General features: G+C 57.9%; 10 protein-coding genes. 5 read left to right on the top strand and 5 right to left on the bottom strand.

Translation table 11 applies throughout. The features are described 5' to 3' along the window. Window positions 1-115 precede the first annotated feature (115 nt). Window positions 116-3,622 (bottom strand): sugar-binding protein, encoded by a 3,507-nt coding sequence (locus ACNQP3_RS07290; protein WP_416469513.1) that lies wholly within the window; start codon window positions 3,620-3,622, stop codon window positions 116-118. A gap of 329 nt (window positions 3,623-3,951) precedes the next feature. On the opposite strand from ACNQP3_RS07290, the gene ACNQP3_RS07285 reads away from it, so the two are divergent. After that, on the top strand, window positions 3,952-4,677 hold the full coding sequence (locus tag ACNQP3_RS07285; protein WP_038635113.1) for an autoinducer binding domain-containing protein: 726 nt from the start codon (window positions 3,952-3,954) through the stop codon (window positions 4,675-4,677). A gap of 31 nt (window positions 4,678-4,708) precedes the next feature. Here the strand turns inward: ACNQP3_RS07285 and ACNQP3_RS07280 are convergent, their stop codons facing one another. The 4 genes from ACNQP3_RS07280 to ACNQP3_RS07265 all read right to left on the bottom strand — a co-directional run bounded on the left by ACNQP3_RS07280 (window position 4,709) and on the right by ACNQP3_RS07265 (window position 10,799). Next, window positions 4,709-5,299: an acyl-homoserine-lactone synthase gene (locus ACNQP3_RS07280; protein ID WP_038635110.1), complete on the bottom strand. Its 591-nt coding sequence runs from the start codon at window positions 5,297-5,299 to the stop codon at window positions 4,709-4,711. Between the two features lie 12 nt (window positions 5,300-5,311). Further along, the gene (locus ACNQP3_RS07275) at window positions 5,312-5,845 is read right to left on the bottom strand and encodes a hypothetical protein (protein ID WP_416469512.1); all 534 of its coding nucleotides are present in this window, start codon (window positions 5,843-5,845) and stop codon (window positions 5,312-5,314) included. Window positions 5,846-5,872: 27 nt separating this feature from the next. Next, a complete protein-coding gene (locus ACNQP3_RS07270; protein WP_141729026.1) occupies window positions 5,873-8,860 on the bottom strand; it encodes a hypothetical protein in 2,988 nt (995 codons plus the stop codon). Between the two features lie 127 nt (window positions 8,861-8,987). Further along, window positions 8,988-10,799 (bottom strand): hypothetical protein, encoded by a 1,812-nt coding sequence (locus ACNQP3_RS07265; protein ID WP_264316894.1) that lies wholly within the window; start codon window positions 10,797-10,799, stop codon window positions 8,988-8,990. A gap of 252 nt (window positions 10,800-11,051) precedes the next feature. Between ACNQP3_RS07265 and ACNQP3_RS07260 the strand changes: the two genes are divergently transcribed. From ACNQP3_RS07260 to ACNQP3_RS07245, 4 genes are all read left to right on the top strand, one after another. Continuing rightward, a complete protein-coding gene (locus ACNQP3_RS07260; RefSeq protein WP_264316893.1) occupies window positions 11,052-12,287 on the top strand; it encodes a hypothetical protein in 1,236 nt (411 codons plus the stop codon). Next, a complete protein-coding gene (locus ACNQP3_RS07255) occupies window positions 12,284-17,353 on the top strand; it encodes an RHS repeat-associated core domain-containing protein (protein ID WP_264316892.1) in 5,070 nt (1,689 codons plus the stop codon). The genes ACNQP3_RS07260 and ACNQP3_RS07255 overlap by 4 nt, the downstream gene beginning before the upstream one ends. 259 nt (window positions 17,354-17,612) lie before the next feature. Further along, window positions 17,613-20,138, top strand: a complete 2,526-nt coding sequence (locus ACNQP3_RS07250) for a fimbria/pilus outer membrane usher protein (RefSeq protein ID WP_264316891.1) — start codon at window positions 17,613-17,615, stop codon at window positions 20,136-20,138. Next, on the top strand, window positions 20,135-21,217 hold the full coding sequence (locus ACNQP3_RS07245) for a fimbrial protein (RefSeq protein ID WP_012271130.1): 1,083 nt from the start codon (window positions 20,135-20,137) through the stop codon (window positions 21,215-21,217). The genes ACNQP3_RS07250 and ACNQP3_RS07245 overlap by 4 nt, the downstream gene beginning before the upstream one ends. Window positions 21,218-21,233: the final 16 nt, after the last annotated feature.

Below are 21,233 nucleotides of genomic sequence, written 5' to 3'. Positions count from 1 at the left end.
CTGGCAAATTTGTCAGTTGCCAACATGGCCGTTATATTATCTGCGTACCGGCCAAAACAAAAAAAACCCGCGCTAGCGCGGGCTCTCAAGGGGTAGCAAGGCTACAAGCACAGGATCAACTCTGCCCACTCAAACGATCAACACCATCATAGTAATAGTTCGAGGTCCCCCCCGCCTTGACGACTGACCTCAGCCTACCCGTGGCGTCATATTCCATTTCCATGCCCTCACCATCGTCTTCAAGGTTGCCGTCATCGTCATACGTCAACCTCTGCTCGGCTGTATACCCTTCATAGCTATTGGTTATTTTGCTGAGCTGCGCAGGGTCTTCATATTCGAAGAAGTACTCGGCCACATTTTCACCCGGCGCGTCCGTGTCTTTATCTGTCAGTTCGGTGATAACCAGCACAATATTGTCCAGGGCATCAAACTCAAATGCCTGGCCACGGATCACATGCCCTTGCGGGTCGACTGGGGCCAATTCGCCACTGCATTTATAGTCATACAAGCGACCGCGACTCTCGTACGCATAGACCTCGTTCCTGAGCCAGTTTTCTCCGTTCAGCACACCGCCAGCTCCCGAATTAAAGGGCTTGTGCTTTGCGTAGATGTTTTTCAACCGCTCATTGACATCTGCAGACGCGGCGGGTTGAAACACCTTGCCCCGAACACGATCAGCGTACACCTCGGCTTGTCGCCGCTGGTCTTCTCCCGGCTCCCCTGGCCACAAGGTTTTCACCACGATGCGGTCACATTCATCGTACCGCTGGGTCAACGTCTGTATCTCACCCTTCATATCGAAACGGCGAAGCGTCTCACGATCGAAATCGTCATATTCCAACTGAGTAATGAGGAAGTTGTCGCCATCACGCGTTGCGATTTCCGACGTTCTGCCCAGCGTGTCGTACGCGAACATTGCTACCGTCGAGCCCAGCGTGGTCTGCAGCAAACGCCCGGCCGCGTCATACTCATAGTCTTGCACCTGGCCCAGCACATCGGTGTAGCTCAGCATGCGTTCGCGGTAGCTGAATGCATACTGCATTTCAAAGACTTCGTCGCCCTCCTTGCGCCTCTCCAACTTCATCTGCCCGGTACTGAAATACTCCCTTTCCAGGGTTTGCCCATCTTCGGTACAGCTCAACAGCCGGGCGTTTTCCGAATCGTACTGGTAATCAGCCGTGAACCGGCTGGATACTCGCTTTAGCGGCTCTTCACCCAACACGGGGTTATATTCGTAATCGACCCATTGCTTGGAGGGCGTAAACACCCTCTCCGGCCGGTTTTGCCCAGGTTTATAGTACAGAGTGCGCTTACGCCCACCCGTATCAGACTTGTATAGCCGCTTGAGGCCATCGAAGGTTTGTGTGCCCAGCTCGATGCCATTGACACCGATGTATGCCGGAAGGTCGCCACTGTCGAAGTCCGCATAGCGGCGGGTTACCACCGACCTGTCGGGGAGGGTCTGCTCCAGCAACCGGCCGAAGGGATCGTAAGTACTCAGCGTGACGGACTGATCGGCCGCCACTTCCCGGGCCACACGCCCCAGGCCATCGTAATGATAGGTATGTTGGCTGTATGCAACGGTATCGTCCCTGGACTTGAAGCGCCTGACCTGGGTGGGTTCATCGAACCGGTTGAACCAAGTTTCGGTCACGCCACTTGCGTCAGCGCGATCTTCTGACTCCCGCCAACTGCGCTTGATAGGCATAAACGCCGAGTTCTGGTTACCCACCGGGTTCGTCTCTTCAACGTGGCGGATAGCATCAGGCCCAATTTGCCACGCCTGCTGGCCCCAGTCATCGTAGCCATAGCGCACCGTCAACGGCAGGTCGACTGGACGGTGAACCCCCTGCTCGGAAACCTCATCCGCCATCCAGTCGTATTCGGTTTCTTCCTCAAGTTGGCCGTAAGCGTTGTAAACAGCCGAATAGCTCTTGCGATACGCCTGGCGTCGCCATACTTCGGCACTATCGGCGTCCATACGCTCCTCTTCGAATACACGGCCCAAACCATCGAGTTTCGATCGGGTCGTTACGCGCTTGACATCGCTCGACGTCTGCACAGCCGGTTCGTCAAGAACCGCCAGCACATAGCTGTAAGTGCGATAGGCCCTGTAAATGGGATCGTTGGGTGCAACGGTCTCACTGATCACACGGGCCAGTCGATCATAGGCATAGGCAATTTCCACATCGTTGTCATCCCGGTTGAACAATGGCTCACCGATCAATGCCGAGTGCTTCAGGACGATAGTTTTCTGAACATCGCGAAGGGTGCCGTCTTCCAGCGCTTGGCCATGATCGAAGCCCGTCACCACTTGAGTGGCCACCAAGGCTGGATGGTGTTCCACGACCTCTGTCGTGTAGGTGTACGACGTGGTCGTATCCTGGTCGCCCATGGTGAAAGTCGTGATGCTTGGCCGCCCATAACTCAACAAGTCCGCTGTGGATTCATGGTAATCGGTAAGCGAATGGCTCAGCGGTACCGGCACCTTGGCGTCACCTTGCAGCTCAAAAAAATGCTGTTCTTTTTCCACGAGCCACTGTTTGGCAATATAGTCGGGCGTGCCGTCGGGCAGCGGAACCGGGTCGAGCGCTTTATAGACGAACTGCGTGCGCGTGGTTGCGGCCTCGCCTACGGATGATGGGTTAATGGTCTGGCTCTTGCGCCAGCGCACAAAGTTCTGCGGGTCTGCCGGGCAACTGCCCAGCTCGCCTGCAGCGGGGTAATATTCGTACAACGTCTCGACGCCCGTGGCGGGCACTTCGCTTATCAGGTTGCCAAACACGTCATAGGTGGTAGCGTGTTCGGCCTTGCCAATCGCCGCATTTCCCTCCACTTGCCAGGTCTGGGTCGAAAGGCTCGCCAGCTGGAAGTTCGCAGGTTGCTTTATGAAGGGCTCCGCCGGATTGCCAGGGTATTGGCTGACCGTGGTATTCACACATTGGCCCTGAACCTGTTTTACCTCGACACTGCGGTGGAAGCGGTCGTAGGTTGACAAGACGGTGCGATCCGCCTGTCCTGGGCAGCGCTCGGTGGTTTTACTCCAATAGGAATAGTTGGCATCCGTCACCTCGTAGAGGTTATCGCGGCCATTGTTGTTCCAGACGATTGAGCTGCCATTGCCCACGAAGTTGGTCGTGGAATAGTCATACTCGGTCACTGTATCGGGTTGGCCAAAACCCGGAACAATGCGGTGGCGCTTGACCCGCGGCAAATATTGCTCAACCCCTGGGAGCTTGTGGCCAGGGTCACCGTCAACACCGTACTCGATATGCTCGACCGCGCCCGTCGGCGTTCGCACCCGGCTCACACAGGTTTGCCCATGCACCTGCTGGTAGGAAAACTCCCAGTACGCCAATTCATCGGTGGGCAACACCACACGTTCCAGCCGCCGCCCGTTGAACTTGAGGGTGTAACTGGCCCTCGCCTCCGGTTGATCCGGGTACAAGGTGATGACCATATCGCCCGAGTACTCAATCAACAACAGGCGAGCTGGCCGCCCCCCACCCACACCTGAATCAAACACTTCACTCAGGCAGGGGGTACCTGGCAATTGCGGATTGTCACGATAGACGAACTCCAAGCAACGCCTTGAATCGGCATAGATTTTTTTCGGCAGCATTGGCGGTGCTGAGCGGGTGTTGTTTATACACCTGCGTTTCTTGGGGGTGGACTACCAGATCTTGTAGTGATTAGCGTATGAACGGGTTGGCTGCAGCCCACCGAATGAACTGTTGCATTATTGTGAAGAGGCAGGTTCATTCGTCGGCTGAGAGGCGGTAATGGCTTACTAACATCGCCGGGATGCAATGTTCTAAGTAGTTGGTTGGATTAGGCGCAATGAATCTAGTGCTAGCGCAAAGCCTTCTATGACGATGTGATTTTGCTTGTTGACAGAGATTCAGGTTGGTCTAGTCTAACGGCCTGTTTTCAACTTTAGTGGTGCTCAAAATGGAATTAGGGCAGCAGTTGGGATGGGATGCGTACTTTTATAGTATCTTTGCGCGAACCATGGATATGCAGGAGTTTACGGCTGTCGCGTTGAGGGCCTTGCGCGAACTACGGTTTGATTTTTTTGCCTACGGCATGTGCAGCGTGACCCCGTTCATGCGGCCCAGGACTTATATGTACGGCAATTACCCCGAGGACTGGGTGCAGCGATATCAGGCGGCTAACTACGCGGTGATCGATCCCACGGTGAAGCACAGCAAAGTCTCGTCGGCCCCCATTCTATGGAGCAATGAGTTGTTCCGGGGATGCGCGGACCTGTGGTCTGAAGCCAAGGATTCACATTTATGCCACGGCCTGGCACAACCCTCGTTCAACGCCCAGGGGAGGGTCGGGGTGTTAAGCCTGGCGCGCAAGAACAACCCCATCAGCCTTCAGGAATTTGAAGCCTTGAAGCCGGTGACCAGAGCCTTTGCCGCCGCGGCCCACGAGAAAATTTCCGAGCTGGAGAGCGACGTGCGTGTCTTCAATACGGGCGTGGCGTTCAGTGGGAGGGAATGTGATGTGCTGCGCTGGACGGCCGACGGCAAGACCTCGGAGGAAATCGGCGTGATCATGGGGGTGTGCACCGATACCGTGAATTACCATCACCGCAACATCCAGCGCAAAATCGGCGCCAGTAACCGCGTGCAGGCAGTGTCTTACGCAGTCGCGATGGGCTATATCTGAGGGGCATTCAAAAAGGACGACTCGGCCCGTATCAAGCTGTCTCTTTCAATAATGTGCCGGACATGAAGGCTGACGGTGCGACCGCGCTGCGATGGTGCTCGCGGTGGGCCGAGAGTTTGATGGCGAGGATTTTCTCATTCTGGTGCACCGTGACCGGGCCCAGCCGTTCGTAGTGGACTCCGTTGATTTTGTAATAGCGCTCCATGGTGCTGTTGACGATCCCGACGATGGCCTCTGCGCCCGCCAGGGCGGCCGTCTTGAGGCTTCTCCAGAACAACGGCATCGCCAATTGCGGTTCGCAGGTGGTGAAGCGAGTCATTTCCCAGACGGCTGGATGCTTGGGCGGCGCCCCGGCGCAGGCATGGCTGAACACCCCTTCAAGCAGGTTGGGGAGCGTGGTGGGAATCAGCCGGGCGCAGCCAACGATGGCGCGGTCTGCATTGAACGCCAGGAGGTAGCGGGCGTGTTCGGTGTCGTATTGATCCCATTCACAACCTGCCTGGCTCGGATGGGCGGGCAGCCGCCATCCGAGTTTCTCGACGAATTGTTCGTGCCGAAAGCGGCCGAGCATGAGTTTCAGCTCATCGTCCATTTCGCTCAGTGTGTGCTCTTCCATGTGCATTGCTGGGGTTCCTTAGGGATGGAGTGCAGTTTTATAGAGGACTTGCACAGGCTTGGCACCTGCAAGATCTGGTAGGGGCTTCGGTGGAATCGAGGTCAAGCCATTCGTTGGGGGCAACTTCCTTGTACCGATATTAACGGGCTGCAGCACTTCCGTCAGTGGTGTGTCCTTGTGCTCGACCCGGTACAGCCCATCGCCATCCTTGTGAAAATGGAAAAAGTCCAGCTTTTTCTCGCTAATACTCTCCACGCCGTCCACTGTAAATCGCTCACCGGTATACAGCGAAAGTGCCCCTCCCCCGGCAGGGTAGGCATCCTCGATGAAACTACTTAGATTGATATCCCAACCTTGCCCATATCCAAAGTCCCCCGCCCCCATCGAGCTATAGCTGAGCCTCAATGGAAACTCCACCCCCCCAAGATAGTCACCACGCAACACAGGCAACGCGATACTCAGGCCATACTGGCCTGTACGCGGATCAACACCATTACTGATGAAACTCAAGAAATTGAACGCACCGGAATGCAACGCCGTTTTACCAGACATACCAAGCCTCCTAAATAATCCATTTGATTAGTTGATCGCGTAAGTCAGCTTGTCGCGACTACCCTGCAGACCATTCGCCAAATGGAATGAAACCCTGAGCTTATGCCAATTACCGTTCTGATCCATCAGGCGGAACGACAAGGGCTTTTCCAGTTCGGCTCGCCACTGCCTTTCAATGGGGTTTTCTTTGTCGTAAATAATAGGCAGGTCCGATACCCGGTGCAGAGCAAAACAAACGTCGCCCGCCGCAGCTTTATAGTCATCAAGCAGCTCTGTATCCAAATAGGTATCGAGCTGGGTTTGGTATTGCACCAACGCCTGCAACAAGCCGTCATGTACAAGGTATTTTTCAGGGTCCTCTGGGTTGTCTGTTTCGTTACCGAGCTGGCTGTTCTCACGAACAAATGGGGTGAACGCATAACCGGTAAAACTGCAGTACTTTTCCCTTCGCTGATCAGACTCCCAGCGCATCGTCGACACGGGGCTGTCGTCTTCGAACTTCAGCCTGAGAAACTTCAGTGTCTGGAAGGCATCATCTTTTGCTCCCGCCAGTATCCAATAGTCGGTGGTATCGTCTACCTTGTGAAAGTCTTCATCACCCACGCCTTCCCAGCCTTTCACCGGGACACGCGTGAACGTGTAGGCATCCCTGGAAAAAACAGGCACGGACTCAGCAACCACCGTTACTTTCTGGGTACCGTCGACGTAATCGGTAGAGCGATAGACTGCATTATCGTCACCTTTGAACTGGGCAGCCACTTCCAGCGTGCCAACGGCGGTACTCTGCAGGAAAAACCGCTTGTATCGGGTACTGTCTTCCCCTCGCGCGCTGCCCTGCATAACCTGAGTACGTGATCCCACCCGATTGGCACTATTATTCACGACCCAATTTTTAGGGCCGTCGCCTGGTTCAAGGCCTTCTTCACCGTCAGGTAGGAATTCAAGCACCTTGCCGCCCTCAACGTTGTACAGTTTGAGGCTGGCGAGTTCTTTATCGCTGATCGGTGGCGAAATAACCCCCGGCCTATCAACTTTTGTCTCGATGGTTATTCTTACTTCAATCTGCTGCATACCGTTGGCAAAACATTTGCCAACGCTGAGCAGTTCGACGGCAAACCTGAGAAGGCCATCCCAGCTACTGGCCACGGGTGCGGCGGTTGCGACCGGTCGGTGTTCGATGATTGCGTACCCGTTCCGCGAGTCATTGTAATCGGCCATTACTACGGTAACCGGCAATTGGGCGTTCTCGGGGGGGGTATAGACACCGTTCTGGTCTACATCACCTTCTCCAAACACATGCCACGTCAGGTCGCTGGGCGCATCCGTGACTTTGAATGGCACGGTGGCGTTGGGCTTGTAGCCCGCCACATAGAATGGCTCGACAAAATAGCGCTGGGGCCAGTTCACGATTACCACTGTCGCCTCGGCATAGGCGTTCGTTCGAGTATCCGTGACGCGAATGACCTGGAACAGGATTTCGGGTTTACCTGGTTCGATCATTGCCGGCGTGAAACGGGCCTTGCCATTACCCAGGTCTTCCAACCTGCCCAGGTCCAACTCGTATGCGCTGCTGTGGTCGCGCTTGTCGAGGTTACCGGCCCGTCCCGGTCCTCGTGAAGCGCGTAATGCTTGCGGTGTATCGATCTTATCCCACTTAAGGGTACCGCCATTCACGCTTGAGGCAGACAGTTCGATCGGCACTCCATTGGCGCCGGTGACCATGATTCGAGGGGATATCTGCACCGGCTTGACGTGCTCGACCACCACCGCACTACGTGACTGCTCACTGCCACTGCCATCCAGGTACTGCCCCGTCACCACCGAAACCTGGCTATCGGCGATGAACCGATCTGCATCGCCCGACGAATAAATGCCGGCGGCGCTAATTGTGCCACTGGCAGAAACACTCCTCAGGTTAGCGGTTGCCCACGCCGTGACGGGCGTAACCCCATTGAGCGCGAAGGGCACGCTTCCCTGCGCCACGGTACTTGCCGTGGCTGGGTCTACCCGGTAGGTGTTTTCTGTGGGCGAAATCTGACCAAAGCCGACCACATCGGCTGGCTCGTACTTGTCAGCGTCTTCGTACGTGTAGCGATACGCGTTGGGTATCCGTACCGGCCTGAGTACCTGAGCCAATGGCTCGCCACGCTTGCGATCGTTGATTGGGTCAAGCAACAGCGAGCATGAATGCTCGGCCCCTGTGGCGGCTGTGCCGGGACTTAGATAGGGGAAGTTGTTGCCGGGTTGCGGAAGCGTGCCCTGCAGCAGATGCGAGCGTAACTGCATCATCAACACCACCGCGCCATCGCCTTCGCTAGCGGCCTTGTCCTTGAACAGTTTGTCTGTCTTGGCCCCCCAAGGTGCCCTCTGGGTCAAAACCTTGATGCTCTTGGGCGACATCGACGCGTAATCTTCGCCATCGAACTCGACCAAGGTATAGACCTGGCGAGCGCTAGGTTGGTTGAGCCAATGGTCGTAAACCGCTTTGCCTATCTGTTTCGATGCATAGTCGGTGGTACCCAGGTCACATTGCAGCGTATCGGTCCGGGCATCTGAAAGCGCCAGCACCAATTGGGTATACTGCCCGCTCACGCTTTGCTGCAGTTTCAGCTCTATGTGCGCGCTGACCGCATAGCGCATGGCCTCATTCACACTGTGAGCCCGCAACAGTACAGGCGGGCTGCCCGGCAAATAAGCATGCTGAATGTAATCGCCCGAGAGCAGGGTCATTCGCACGGTCGTGACGGCCGACAGCAAGTTGGCCTCTTCGAAATACAGCTGTGGCGGGCCAAATACCAGGTTGCGAAACTCGCCACGCAACTGGCCGCCCTCGTCCAGGTCAAACGCCATGCTCATGGGTTCGATGAACGTTTGATTGGTATAGCTTTGTAGCCACTGGTCCGACAATAACTGGTTGATCTGATCTCGCCCCACTTGGGCAATAGCAGACCAACCCGCCATGACCGTGCCGCCAGCCAGCTGCTGGAGTATCTGTTCTTTAGTAAGGTTTGTCACGACCAATCCCTCGCTTCATCGAGCCTGTTCAGCCCTGCAAATAAATTCAAGCGGCCCGCTTTAAGTGGCCGTTCCTTCACTGTTTCAACACGGCAAATAACCGAGCGCATCCCGACAACGCTCACCTTCATACCTTGAGCGTCAGGTCTAGTTTCGGAAAGTCCGTCCATTGGACGCCATCGAAACTGACACTGGCCCAAACCAAAAATTTTTGGTCCGGCTGTAGCTTGCTCAACAGCTCATGAGTCAGTAAATCGTCTACACCCTCTTTCACCTGCAACTCGGTAACCGGCACCTGATCGCGCAACACTTCCGTTACCGGTACCGACCCAGCCCCTATACCACTAAGGTGAATGCTCAGTAGCTGGTCTTTCTTGATAAATAACCAGGGTTCCAACTTCAGCCTGCCACCCGCGGGCACCAACACCAGCTCTTCATCGGCGTTTGCATCCGGGCAATCAATAGGTTCATACCGTGTTTCATCCACCGGCAACACCAGCAACTTCACCGCTTTACTATCCCAATGAAGCCCTGTATTCGTTTCCACTATCCGATAAAAAACTTCGAACCGCTTGGGCGGCGTGACACCCATATTGGCCGGGACAAACTCGGCAGGCACGTTGAATACCAACGGGCCTTCCGCATCTGGGTATTGAATGATTGTTCGGCCACCGTTCGGGTCGCCTTGCCAGTGCACTTCAACGTGTTCATCCGGGCGCAGATCGGCTTCGCTGGGGATGAGGACGTAGGCCCCATTTCTCCTGATATCCCAGGCATTAATATTATATTCATCTGCCGCACCGGCATTTGTGCTGCCCCTGACAGTAGGCATGGGAGGCACTGCGCGAGGCGCCGTCACGTCTAGTGGCACTGCGTCTGACGTCAACGAGGCGCCTTCACGCGCGTACTGGTAAAAAACCTGTACCGCCCCCAGGCTGGCAAGTAACAGTGCCGGTTCGATCAGCAGGGAAAATCGCCCGGCGACCAGGCTGCTTTCATCCAGACGAATAACTTGCACGCTGGCTTCGCCCGACGGCAACACCCAGGCCAGCAGCAAATAGTCACCTACGGCAGGCTGCGGATAACCGTCGATGATAATCGGTAAACCGTCTGGGTAGTTGCCAGGATCAATTTCGCTACCACCACCATTGCCCACCTTAGGTGCAGGCAACAGTGTACCCGTGTCCTCTGCGTCGCTGATCAAGAACGTTTGCGTACGCGAGGGGGCAAGTTCGCGACCGTCCTTGAGTTTAACGGTATAACTCATTTCAAGACGCCCACCCACATCGACTGTATTCAGGTCCGATTTGGGTATCAACCATTCCAACGGCTCACCGTTGAACTTCTGTTCCGGGCGCAACGGCTTTTCCAGCTTTGACAACTCTTGCCCCGCACTTCTGAAGCGTCGAACTGTCAATGTAACCTGATCACCGTCCTGAATGGCCTGGTAAGCAGCCGCCACCACGTGGGCATGCTGCTGCAACTTATCTTTATTGATCTTCAAACCGTGCGATTGCAGTACGTGCACCACCGGTAGTCTACTGGGACCACGCAAACCCACATAACAGAACTGCCGCATAGACTCTGGCGCTGTCACATCATTAACCTGGTACGACAGGAACGCATAACCGCCACTGGCATTCGTCACGGTCCGATTATCTATGTTTAAAACTACATTATCCGGGTCTTGTACCAGGGTGACCTCCCTGACCAAGTCAAATGGGACACCCTCCCGATCCACCCCTAACCAATTGGAATAAACACGGTCTCCGAGACTCAGCCCTGCCCCTCGAATAACGGCGCTGAGGCTGTCGCTACCCAAGCGGTCCAGGTCCACTTCAAGGCTCTGCGTCAACCCTTCAATGACCGGCTTGGGATGGATGAAAGTTGCGCCCTCCCCCACGCTGCCGATCGCGCAGTTTTCCGTTTTTGAAATCATTGCTCTTACTCCATATCAGGCTTGCCGGAACCAAGTTTTACGCCTGCAACCGGTGCTCGACCACTGGCAAAAATACTAGGCCCAAGCCCGTGCCCGGCGGCACTGCACGTCTTGGCTGGGCCTGCGCCCTACCTGTTATTTATGCCAGGTGCCAACCGAATCCAGCTGTTTTAGCCTGAGCGTTACCGGGCCATCCCTGCGAGGAGTGGCCTGCTAATCAGCAGCTTGATCAATAAACAACGGAGTTCGACCATGATAAATACAACACGGGGAAGCCGTACCCACCGCGCCCCATCCCCGCCTCTTCTCTTGACGTTAACGTTCATTTTTTGTGGCTTAATTACCCCCTATGCCAGCGCAGGTACAATTACCCTGATTTCAGCGCCAACCGGAGACTTTGGAGAACGCCGTTGCACCATTGATATCCCCCCAGCCGGTGCAGGAAAAACATTAAAACTCTCCGTGGCGGAGCGCGGGGGGATAGGCGTGGGTAATTGCTATGACATCAAGCCCAGCGATATCGTGATGCACGATATTCCCTCCTCCGCAGAAATCCTGCTGACCGATGATTGGTTGTGCGACACGAAATTAGACGATACGTTTTACACAGAGGACGACCCCGAAGATAACAAAAGCTTCGTTATCCGACTGGAGACGACGCGCAATCCCTCGCAACTCCCTGAAATTGGCATTGACCGCCTGACAGAGTTCGAGGTAGGCAAATACATTGACTACACCAACGATGCCGGCGAAAAACCTGTCGGTTTCAAACTGGCCGCCAAAACCCACAATGACGCAGGAAGAATCACTAGGAAACTGAGTTGCCTGCAAATAAACATTTCCGAAGACTCCAACACACCAACACTCACGCCTGTGCCCTTGGGCGAAAAGACGACCACCACGATAGAAAAAGAACACGACCACGAGTTTGATTGCGCAAGCGACGAAGTCATGGTCGGCCGTGCGCACAGTGGCGATGAACACGGTGATCATAAAGATGACTGGACGAAATACACCTGCCAGACCGTGAAAGGCGATGGGAAGGTGAAGATTGTGATTAAACAGGATTATACCGCCGCCAGGATCTCTGAATGTGGCAGGCGCAAACCTGAAAGCACGAGCGAAAAACAGCCCGACAAAAGCTGTACAGAAGCCGTTACTTACAACAAAGATAAGGTCGACCCCATTTACTTCACGTGCCCGACGGACAGCGTGATGGTCGGGCGCGGCCATAAAGGCGATGAAACTGGGTACACCACCTACCGCTGCGCCACGCTTTACAAAGACACGGAAGCTGTCGAAAACAAAATGATCGTCGTACCCGGTGATTGGGAGAAGGAAGTCAAGGAGTCAAATTCCGATTTCACCTGTGGCCTTGGCAAAGTCATGATCGGCCGCGCGCACAAGTCCGACGAAAATGGCCCTACCAAATACCGCTGCGGCCAGCTGTTCTACCCAACCAACCCGACAACGCAGGTGACCCCATGAGCAGCATGGCCGCGCACTCCAATGCCAATAACTTCGCCGTCGAAAAGCGTGTCGACCCACGTACCGGCCAATATGGGCTGAGCATCGCGATTCCTGAATTGGTTGCCGACAGCGGCGCCGGTGCCAGTTTCTCGCTAAACCTGGCCTACAACTCAATGGCCGCGGGCGATGTCGGGTATGGCGAAGGATGGGATTTGAACCTTTCCCGCTTTGTCGAGCATGCCTACCCTGAAGGCGGTGGCGCCCTGTCGCTGTTTACCGGCGAACAGTTCACCGTGGACGGCATCGAGAGCATCAGCGAGAAAAAACTCGATACCTTCCACTTCCACAAGGATGGCGAAGGGCGCTTCCGCGTCGTGCACCGTAGCGGCGTGGTCGAAATACTCGAAGAGATGGGCGCGGGCGCACAGCGTGCAGCCTTGCCGACGCGCATCTACGCACCCTCCGGGCACTGGCTCGAACTCACCTACGCAAGTAACTCGGTTACCCCGGGTTGGTTTTGCTTGACGCACGTACACAGCGGGCATCCCGATGGCGCAGGTAAAGGCCGCCTGTTGCTGCAGGTAACCTACGGCGGCACGACTGAGTTCACCCTGTACCCTGGCGCCGATGATGTGCAAGCCAGCCAGGTACTGAAGTTCAAGGGGCGACAACTGCAGAATGTGGTACTGCCCGACCAGACTCAGTGGCAATTCGACTACCAGACCGTGCATGGGCAGACCTGCGTGACCAAAGTGGTCTCGCCCACAGGCGCTGTAGAGCACATCGAATACGGCATCGACGGGGATCCTGGCCATGCATTGCCGGGCGTCGACAAGAAGCTGCCACGGGTCAAACGCCATCGCGTTCAGCCAGGGCAAGGCCAGCCGGAAATGCGCACGGACTATGACTACTCCACTGAAAACTTCATGGGTAATGGCAGCACCATTACCTGGCGCAACAACGGGCGCGACAATTTGTACGACGTTGTCGACCCAGGCTACAGCTATTGGTGCAAGACCACCCAGCGTTGCCCGGGCCAGGCTGACCGCACCGTCACCACCCACTACGACCGCTTCCACCGCAGCACCCAGGAAACCCGCGCTCAGGGCAAACAGGTCACCCGAACCCAAATCGTCTATCACGGCGAGTTGGGCGACCCCTTCAGCAAACAGCCGCCCATTTACCTGATGGCGAATACGGTAACGACCTCTTGGGAAATGGAGGACGATGCCAACAAAAAGCGCTTTGAAACCATCACCACCGAATACGATCGAGAGGGTAACCTCACCAAGGAAATTCAGCAGGATGGCGGGTACACCGTGCTGGAGTACTACGACGCCAACGGCGAACCTGGCAAATGCCCCGCTGATCCGAACGGCTTCAAGAAGCATGTAAAAAGCCAGACGGTCTACCCGAGCACGCTTGCCAACGTGGTAGAAGGCGCCACCGTGCTACGCACCGATTTTACCTATGGTGCGCTGGGGACCCTGCAGGGTCGCATCGACCTGCCCGAACACGGCGAAATCGCCTCGACATGGCTGGCCATCGAACAGGAAGTGCTGACGGACGCCGCCAACCCGCAGGCCCTGCGCGCCCTTAGCACGGTCAAACGGACCTACCTCAGCAGCCCCAGCAATGCTCACTACCACGGCCGCATGAGCAAACGTGAAACTACACTGCATGCCGAGCATGATGGGACGAAGCTGGGTAAAGTGCTGGCCGACACCACCACAACGCTTGAGTGGAAGTACAGCCTCTCCTCGCACAAGGCGCTGGGCGATGTCCTGCAGACCACCCAGACGACCATCGGGCATAACCTGAGCCAGAAGGTTTCTAAACAGAGCCAGCATCCGCTGACAGGCCAGGTGCTGGAAAACCTCGACATTCACGACACGGTCACGCGCTTCAGCTATGACACAAGCAATCGGCTGACCAGCGAAACCTCCGCACCGGACGATGACGAAAAGCGCGCCACTGTCCGCTATCGCTATGCCGTGTCGGCTGAGCAGAACCTTCAGGAAACCGAAGACAACCTGGGCGTAATCAGCCGCGTGTTGTTCGACGGCCTCAACCGCATCATCAAGGAAGAGCGGGTATGCGAGGCGGTGGCCTCGAAGGCCAGGCAACAACAGACGTATCAGGTTTATTCCGCCGCTTACAACGCCTTCGGCCAGCTGGAAAACGAAACCACCTACGACCAACTGCCCGACCGCGAACTGGCCTTGACCAGCCAGCATCGATACGACAACTGGGGTAACCGTTGCGCTACCGTGCGCCCGGACGGGGTGACCGTGTTCACCGACCGCTCCCCGTTCGGCGCCGAGGGGGATATCGTCACCACCTGGGAGGAGTACCCGGACCAACCCGGTGTGCGAAATAGCCAGAGCACCACCTCCTTCAATCGCTTCGACAAACCAGAACAGGTGCAAACGCTGGATGAGCACGGTGCCTCGGCATCGACACGCGCCTACAGCTATGACGGCTTTGGCCGCAGCGTCGCAGAAACCTATACCTTCGGCGTGCCGGCAAGCGGCAAGCACACCGCACGTGCCGAACACAAACGCACCACCGGTTACAGGTACGACATCTGGGGGCGCATGCAGCGCACCGATCGCGCGGACGGCTCGGCGTTGAGCCGGGAGTTTGCCCACCACAGCACCGATGAACTGGCGACCACCCTGCTGCTGCACCCGCAACGCAACGATGAAGGGCGTTCGGTGTGTGGACGCGAGTTCGACGATATCGACCGCCTGGTCAAAGTGACCGTTGGCCCCCACCAGGAAACGCGCGAGTACAGCGGCTCACAGTTGCTGCCAGAGAAGCGAATCATGGGCTCTGGCCGCACGTTCAACTACGAGTACGACCTGGCGGTCGGCACCGCGCCAACACGTATCACAGCGGGGAAAAACCAGAAGCCTTCCAGCTTCAAGTACAGCATGGCCTCCGCAGCCATTACCGAAGCGCAGAACGAGCAAGGTACACGCAGCTACAGCTACACCGACCAGGGTTACCTGCTGAGTGAAAGCTGGGCAGACAAACAATCGGGCGATGTCTACACGCGCGACTTCGTCTATTCGTTGCAAGGGCGCATGCTGACGTGCAGCGACAGCGACAACAGCCGAAAAGCATACGAATACGATGAACTTGGCAGGCTGCACTCGATCACCCAAGGCACGCTGCAAGCGGTATTCACTTACAACAGTGCAGGCCTGTTGCATACCACGCTGACCACCAACAACGCCGAGGCCGCCAACCCGCAGAAACTGCTGTGCACCCAGGCCTATGACCACCGCGGCCGGGAAACGTCGCGCACCCTCAAGCTGAGCCGGCTTGACACCACCCTCGATGAGCGCGCGCTCGAACAAGTGTGGCGCGACGACAACATGCTGCACAGCCGCACGCTGATCAAAGCCGGTACGGCGGTGCTGACGGAGCGCTTTGATTACGATGACCGTGACCGCTTGTACAACCACAGGTGTGAAGGCAGCGCGCTGCCTACCAACAGCAAGGGCCGTGCAATCACCAACCAGGCGTTTGAGTTCGACGCGTACGACAATATCTACTTTTGCCTCAGCGAGTTCGCGGATGGCGAAGTCGACGAAGCGTTCTACGAATACTTCGAAGATTCACCGTTCCAGCTGAAAAGCGTAAGCCATACGCTGACAGCCGATTACCCCGCTTTGGTGAAGTTCAGCGAGGACGATTACGACGCCGATGGCAACATGCTCAAGGACGAGCAGGGCAACCGCCTGGTGTACGACGAGGATACCGGCCAACTGGCCAGCGCTGCGGCACCGGGCGGCACGGCCCTGGCCAACTTCCGCTATGACGGCCACGGGCAACTGCTGGGCGTGCGCCACGGTGCGCAGGCCGAGGAGCAACGGCGTTACGAGGGCTATCGGGTCAGCAGCACCTTGCGCGATGGCTTGCTCACCGAGTACCTGTTTGCAGGCGACTCCCCGCTGGGGCTGCAACAGTCGGGCAAAAGCAACGAGACACGCCTGTACATGGCCAGCAACAACAACAGCGTCATCGGCGAATGCGCGGCCAATGATGAGGTGCATGAAGCCAACTACAGCGCCTATGGGGAGGTGCAGGAAGGCAAGCTGCTGGGCCTGCTGGGCTTCAATGCCGAAGCGCGCGAGCAGGCACTGGGCTGGTACCTGCTGGGGCGCGGCTACCGTGCCTACAACCCCAGCCTGATGCGCTTCCATAGCCCGGATAACCTGGACCCTGAACTGGCGGGCATCAACCCGTACGTGTACTGCCTGGGCAACCCGGTCATGTGGCAGGACCCTACCGGGCATTACAGCCGCGGCTGGGGCTCGAACGATGACCCGGTGAAAGAGAAGCAGAAGCGCGGGGCTGAGTTCTGGCTGAACATTGGCGTTTTGGTAATGAACATAGGCTTGACCATTGGCTTTGCCGTGATGACCGCAGGTGCCGCCACCCCGCTCGTCATTGGCGTACTGGCGGTAGGTATCACCGCAACGCTTGCATCGGCGGCTACACAGGTTGCCGCGGAGTTTGTGAAAGACCCGGAAAAGAAAAAGAAATTGGGCATCGCGTCTATGTCACTGTCCATCATCGGCACGATGACGTTGACGGCAGGGATGGTCAAGGCAGGGTTCGACAAACGTGCTGCGGCCAGGAGGCAAAGCGTTGCCGAAGTGGGGGATGCTGGGGGTGCCGGTGACGGGGGCCTACGGCGTAACAGCACAAGGAGCAACGGGGCCCAAACAGATGACATTTCACCAGTAGAGGACAATTTGCCAGCGGACATAAATCAGCCGTCTGCGCGCTCATCGAGCGCGGATCGTAATCCACCTCCAGCTCCAGCTTTGCCACAACGTGCCGTACCTGAACCAACCCCTGACTACGACACATCACCACGTGGCTCATTGATCACGGTTGAGCTAGAGCAAACGGACATCATGGGTGTTCCCTTGGCTCCAATTAGTAGCTCCAGACTTCTCAGGGTCACCGGGACTAGGGTGAAATCAGCCATTCCAGGAGGGGCACGTACTAACTCCTTCGCTACTCCAGAAGCTGCCCAGGCGTTTGCTAACACGCTTCAAAAATAACTAGCGCCAACAGGTTCGGCGCTGCAGATATCATCTGCAGCGCCGTTCTTCTTACGGGTTTTTGTGTTTCACCATCCTGACCCAAAAACACATCGACTTATCCCCTCCCCCCCCAGACTAGCCCTACAGTCCTCCCCCAACTTTCTCCTTATCTTTCCGCCCCACCAAGCGACCGCCTCATTCCAACCCCAAACGCCTCGCTTGTCACCGCCAGCACCGCCTAACCGCCGCGCTCCAATGTCCAAACCAGGCATCTGTCATGCTCAAGCCCTTCAAACACCAGCAGGCGCTGTCACGCCTGCGCTTTTCCACCCTTCCCGCTCTCAGCGCAAGCCTGCTGAGCATGCCGGCCCTGGCCGCCCCCGCCGACCTGCAGTTCGAGCCCGGCTTCATTCGCCAAAGCCCAGGCCAACCCGCCGATGCCGGCGCCCTCGCGCTGCGTGCCCTGGCCGAGCAGCGCCCACTCGCCGCCGGCCGCTACAGCCTGGAGCTGTACCTGAACCTCAGCCCCTTGGGCAAACGGGACATCACCCTCGACGACAGCCGCGATGGGCAAACCCTGGCGCCATGCCTGAGTGCCGATCTGCTGGATGAAATCGGTGTGCGCGAACAACACCTGGGCGCCAGGCAACCCGGCGATGAAGGCCACTGTATCGACCTGCCCACGCAACTGGCCGGCGCCAGTGCCGAACTGGATGCGGGCAAGTTGCGCCTGAACCTGTCGATACCACAGTCCTACCTGCGCCGCGATACCAGCGGCGCCATTGCCGAGCACCACTGGGACGAAGGCATAAACGCCGCCTTCGTCAATTACCAGGCCTCGGCCCAGCACAGCAACCGCCGCGGTAACGGCACCCACAACAGCCATGACCTGTACCTGAACAGCGGCGTCAACCTGTACGGCTGGCGTCTGCGCAGCCAGCAGGCGCTGCGCGAAAACCGGCAGGGCGAGCTGCGCTGGACGCGCACCAATACCTATGCCCAACGCGACCTGCCGGCACGCTGGGGTACCCTCACCCTCGGCGAAACCTTTACTCAAGGCGAGGTGTTCCGCAGCTTGCCGTTCAAAGGCGTGAAACTGGCCTCCGACACCGAGATGCTGCCAGACGCCATGCAAAATTACGCCCCCGTGTTGCGCGGCGTGGCGCAAACCTACGCCAAGCTTGAGGTGCTGCAGAACGGTTACCCACTCTATTCCACCTTCGTCGCCCCTGGCCCATACGAAATCGACGACCTGGCCGTGGGCGCCAGCAGCGGTGAGCTGGAAGTGGTTCTGACCGAAGCCGATGGCCAGGTGCGCAACTTCATCCAACCCTACTCCACCCTGGGCAACCTGATGCGCGCAGGCGTGTGGCGCTACGACCTGGCCCTGGGCCGCTACCACGGCGCATACGAGGCCGACACCCCCGCGTTGTGGCAAGGCACGCTGGCCCGCGGCATGGGGTGGGAAAGCACGCTGTACGCTGGCGTGCTCGGGGGTGACTACTACCGCGCCGCCACCCTCGGCCTTGCGCGCGACTTCGGGGCGTTTGGCGCGCTATCGCTGGACGCCACCCAGGCCACCAGCGACCTTGGCCCAGCACTGGGCCAAGTGCAAGGCAACAGTTTTTCGGCCCGCTACGGCAAGGCCTTCGACAGCGGAACCAACCTGCGCTTCGCCGGCTATCGCTATTCCACTGTCGGCTACCGCGACTATGACGAGGTGGTGCAGCAACGCAACGCCTCCGATCACTACCTGGGCAACCGCCGCAGCCGGCTGGAAGCCTCGGTGTACCAGCACTTCGGCAGCGCCGGCAGCCTCAGCCTGACCCTGTCGCAGGACGACTACTGGCACAACAGCCTGCAACGGCGCCAGTACCAGGCGCAATACAACACGCAGCTACCGCACAATATCAGCCTCAACCTGTTCGCCTCGCAGTCGCTCAATTCGTCGCGCCACAACGACCGCATCATCGGCCTGAGCCTAAGCCTGCCCCTGGACTTCAAGCACGCCTCCAGCGCGACCTTCGACATGCAGCACAGCGCTGGCAAGCACAGCGAACGCGCCAGCCTCAGTGGCCACTTCGATGACCGGCGCCTGAACTACCGCGCCACGCTGGCCAACGACACCCAGCAAAGTGGCAGCCTGTCGTTGGCCTACCAGGGCAGCCATGCCAACTACGGCATGGGTTACAGCGAGTCCGCCGATTACCGCAACCTATCGCTGAGCAGCAGCGGTGCCCTGCTGGCGCACGGCGGCGGCATGCTGCTGGCGCCGTTCATGGGTGAAACCAATGCCGTGGTGCATGTGCCGGGCATCGAAGGGGTTGGCGTGGGCCAGGCACAACAGGGCAAGACCAACCCTGCGGGCTATGCACTGGCACCGTACATGCGCCCCTATCGGGCCAACCAGCTGGTACTGCAACTGGACCAGCTCGACCCGGAAATCGAAATCGACAACGGCACCACGCAGGTGGTGCCACGCCGCGGCGCCGTGGTGCTCGCCAAGTTCCCGGCGCGCCGGGTCAACCGCCTGGTACTGACCCTGTTGCAAGCAGACGACCGCCCCCTGCCCTTCGGCGCACAGGTCAGCGATGCCCAGGGCCAGGTATTGGCCGTGGTCGGCCAAGGCGGCCAGGCACTGGTCGCCACCCACCTCGAGCAGCAGCAACTGCTGGCCAGGTGGACGGCGGGCAGCGAGCAGCAATGCCGCTTCGATATCACCCCCGCCACCTTGCCGCTTGAACAAGGCTATCGCCTGCAAACCTTGCGCTGCGAAGCTTCTTCCGACTGGAACCGCCAATGAACGCCACCCATCGCCTCACCCTGCTATCCACCTTGCTGCTGGTCAGCCTGCCCTTCATTCACCTGCCGGCTGCCCACGCTGCGTCAGGCTGCGTCATCAACAATGGCCCAGGCCCTGCCACCTTCACGGCAGATTTCCAGAATGTGTGGGTGCCCAGGGACTTGCCGATCGGCGACCAAATCACTCGACTGCGGGTTCCCGTGACCTCCGACCCGGCAAACAGGGCTGTCTCTTGTCACAACAGCTCCGATCGCCTTCTGGAAGCGCAAGCCGACTACACCGCGCCGTTTGCCTACGATGTGCCAGTGCGACTTGGCAGCGGGCGCTTCGCCAATAGCATCATCAGAACCCGGACCCCGGGGGTTGGTGCCGTCATCGAACTGGGCCACCCGTTCAGCGGCGGGGCACCCAATACGTTCAGCTCAAGCACGGGCGACACCTTCCTGCCTTACCGCGGCACCAACATGGCCAGCATGGCCATCCCGATCCTGATCGGTCCGATCAGCATGACCGTCACACTGGTCAAGATCGGGGCCATGGCGCCCGGGCCAGTCTTGCTGGATGAAGAAGTAGCCCGTGGCAGCACCTCAGATCAGCCTGACGCCTTCCGCCTGCGAATCAGCGGCAACCTGAACCAGGCACAGTGCACATTGAAAAGCGATGCGGTCAGTGCCGACCCGGTCGATCTGGGCAGCCATACCGTGGCGGACTTCCCGGGCAGGGGCAGCACCACGACCAGCATGCCGTTCCATATCACCCTGAGTGACTGCGAGGACGACCCCAACTCAAGTACCGCTACGGCCTATATCTACCTGACAGGCACCGATGGCTCGGCCGCCATCGACCCTAAACTGGGCCTGTTCAGCTTGGGCAACGGTTCGACGGCGACCGGTATTGGCATCCAGATAACCGATGACAGTGGTGTTCCCGTGCCATTGGCAGAGCACGTATCGACCAACCAGAGGCTTCAGCTGCCTGTAACCCGCCTGCCTTATCGTGCGCACTTCTACCAGACGAACGATCGGGTGACCCCTGGCGTGGCAAAGGGCGCGCTCGATTTCACCATCAGTTATCGCTGAGTGCAGCCCTGCCCTG

The organism is Pseudomonas sp. LFS074 (assembly GCF_047978165.1).
Lineage (GTDB): Bacteria > Pseudomonadota > Gammaproteobacteria > Pseudomonadales > Pseudomonadaceae > Aquipseudomonas > Aquipseudomonas putida_P.
The sequence above is the reverse complement of the archived record's forward strand: the minus strand, read 5'-3'. Positions and strand labels throughout refer to the sequence as shown.

Bases quoted from the DNA above. Each gene is read 5' to 3' on its own strand.
- ACNQP3_RS07250 (WP_264316891.1), top strand. From the start codon at position 17,613: ATGCTCAAGCCCTTCAAACACCAGCAGGCGCTGTCACGCCTGCGCTTT.
- ACNQP3_RS07265 (WP_264316894.1), bottom strand. From the start codon at position 10,799: ATGATTTCAAAAACGGAAAACTGCGCGATCGGCAGCGTGGGGGAGGGC.
- ACNQP3_RS07245 (WP_012271130.1), top strand. From the start codon at position 20,135: ATGAACGCCACCCATCGCCTCACCCTGCTATCCACCTTGCTGCTGGTC.
- ACNQP3_RS07260 (WP_264316893.1), top strand. From the start codon at position 11,052: ATGATAAATACAACACGGGGAAGCCGTACCCACCGCGCCCCATCCCCG.
- ACNQP3_RS07285 (WP_038635113.1), top strand. From the start codon at position 3,952: ATGGAATTAGGGCAGCAGTTGGGATGGGATGCGTACTTTTATAGTATC.
- ACNQP3_RS07280 (WP_038635110.1), bottom strand. From the start codon at position 5,299: ATGCACATGGAAGAGCACACACTGAGCGAAATGGACGATGAGCTGAAA.
- ACNQP3_RS07275 (WP_416469512.1), bottom strand. From the start codon at position 5,845: ATGTCTGGTAAAACGGCGTTGCATTCCGGTGCGTTCAATTTCTTGAGT.
- ACNQP3_RS07290 (WP_416469513.1), bottom strand. From the start codon at position 3,622: ATGCTGCCGAAAAAAATCTATGCCGATTCAAGGCGTTGCTTGGAGTTC.
- ACNQP3_RS07255 (WP_264316892.1), top strand. From the start codon at position 12,284: ATGAGCAGCATGGCCGCGCACTCCAATGCCAATAACTTCGCCGTCGAA.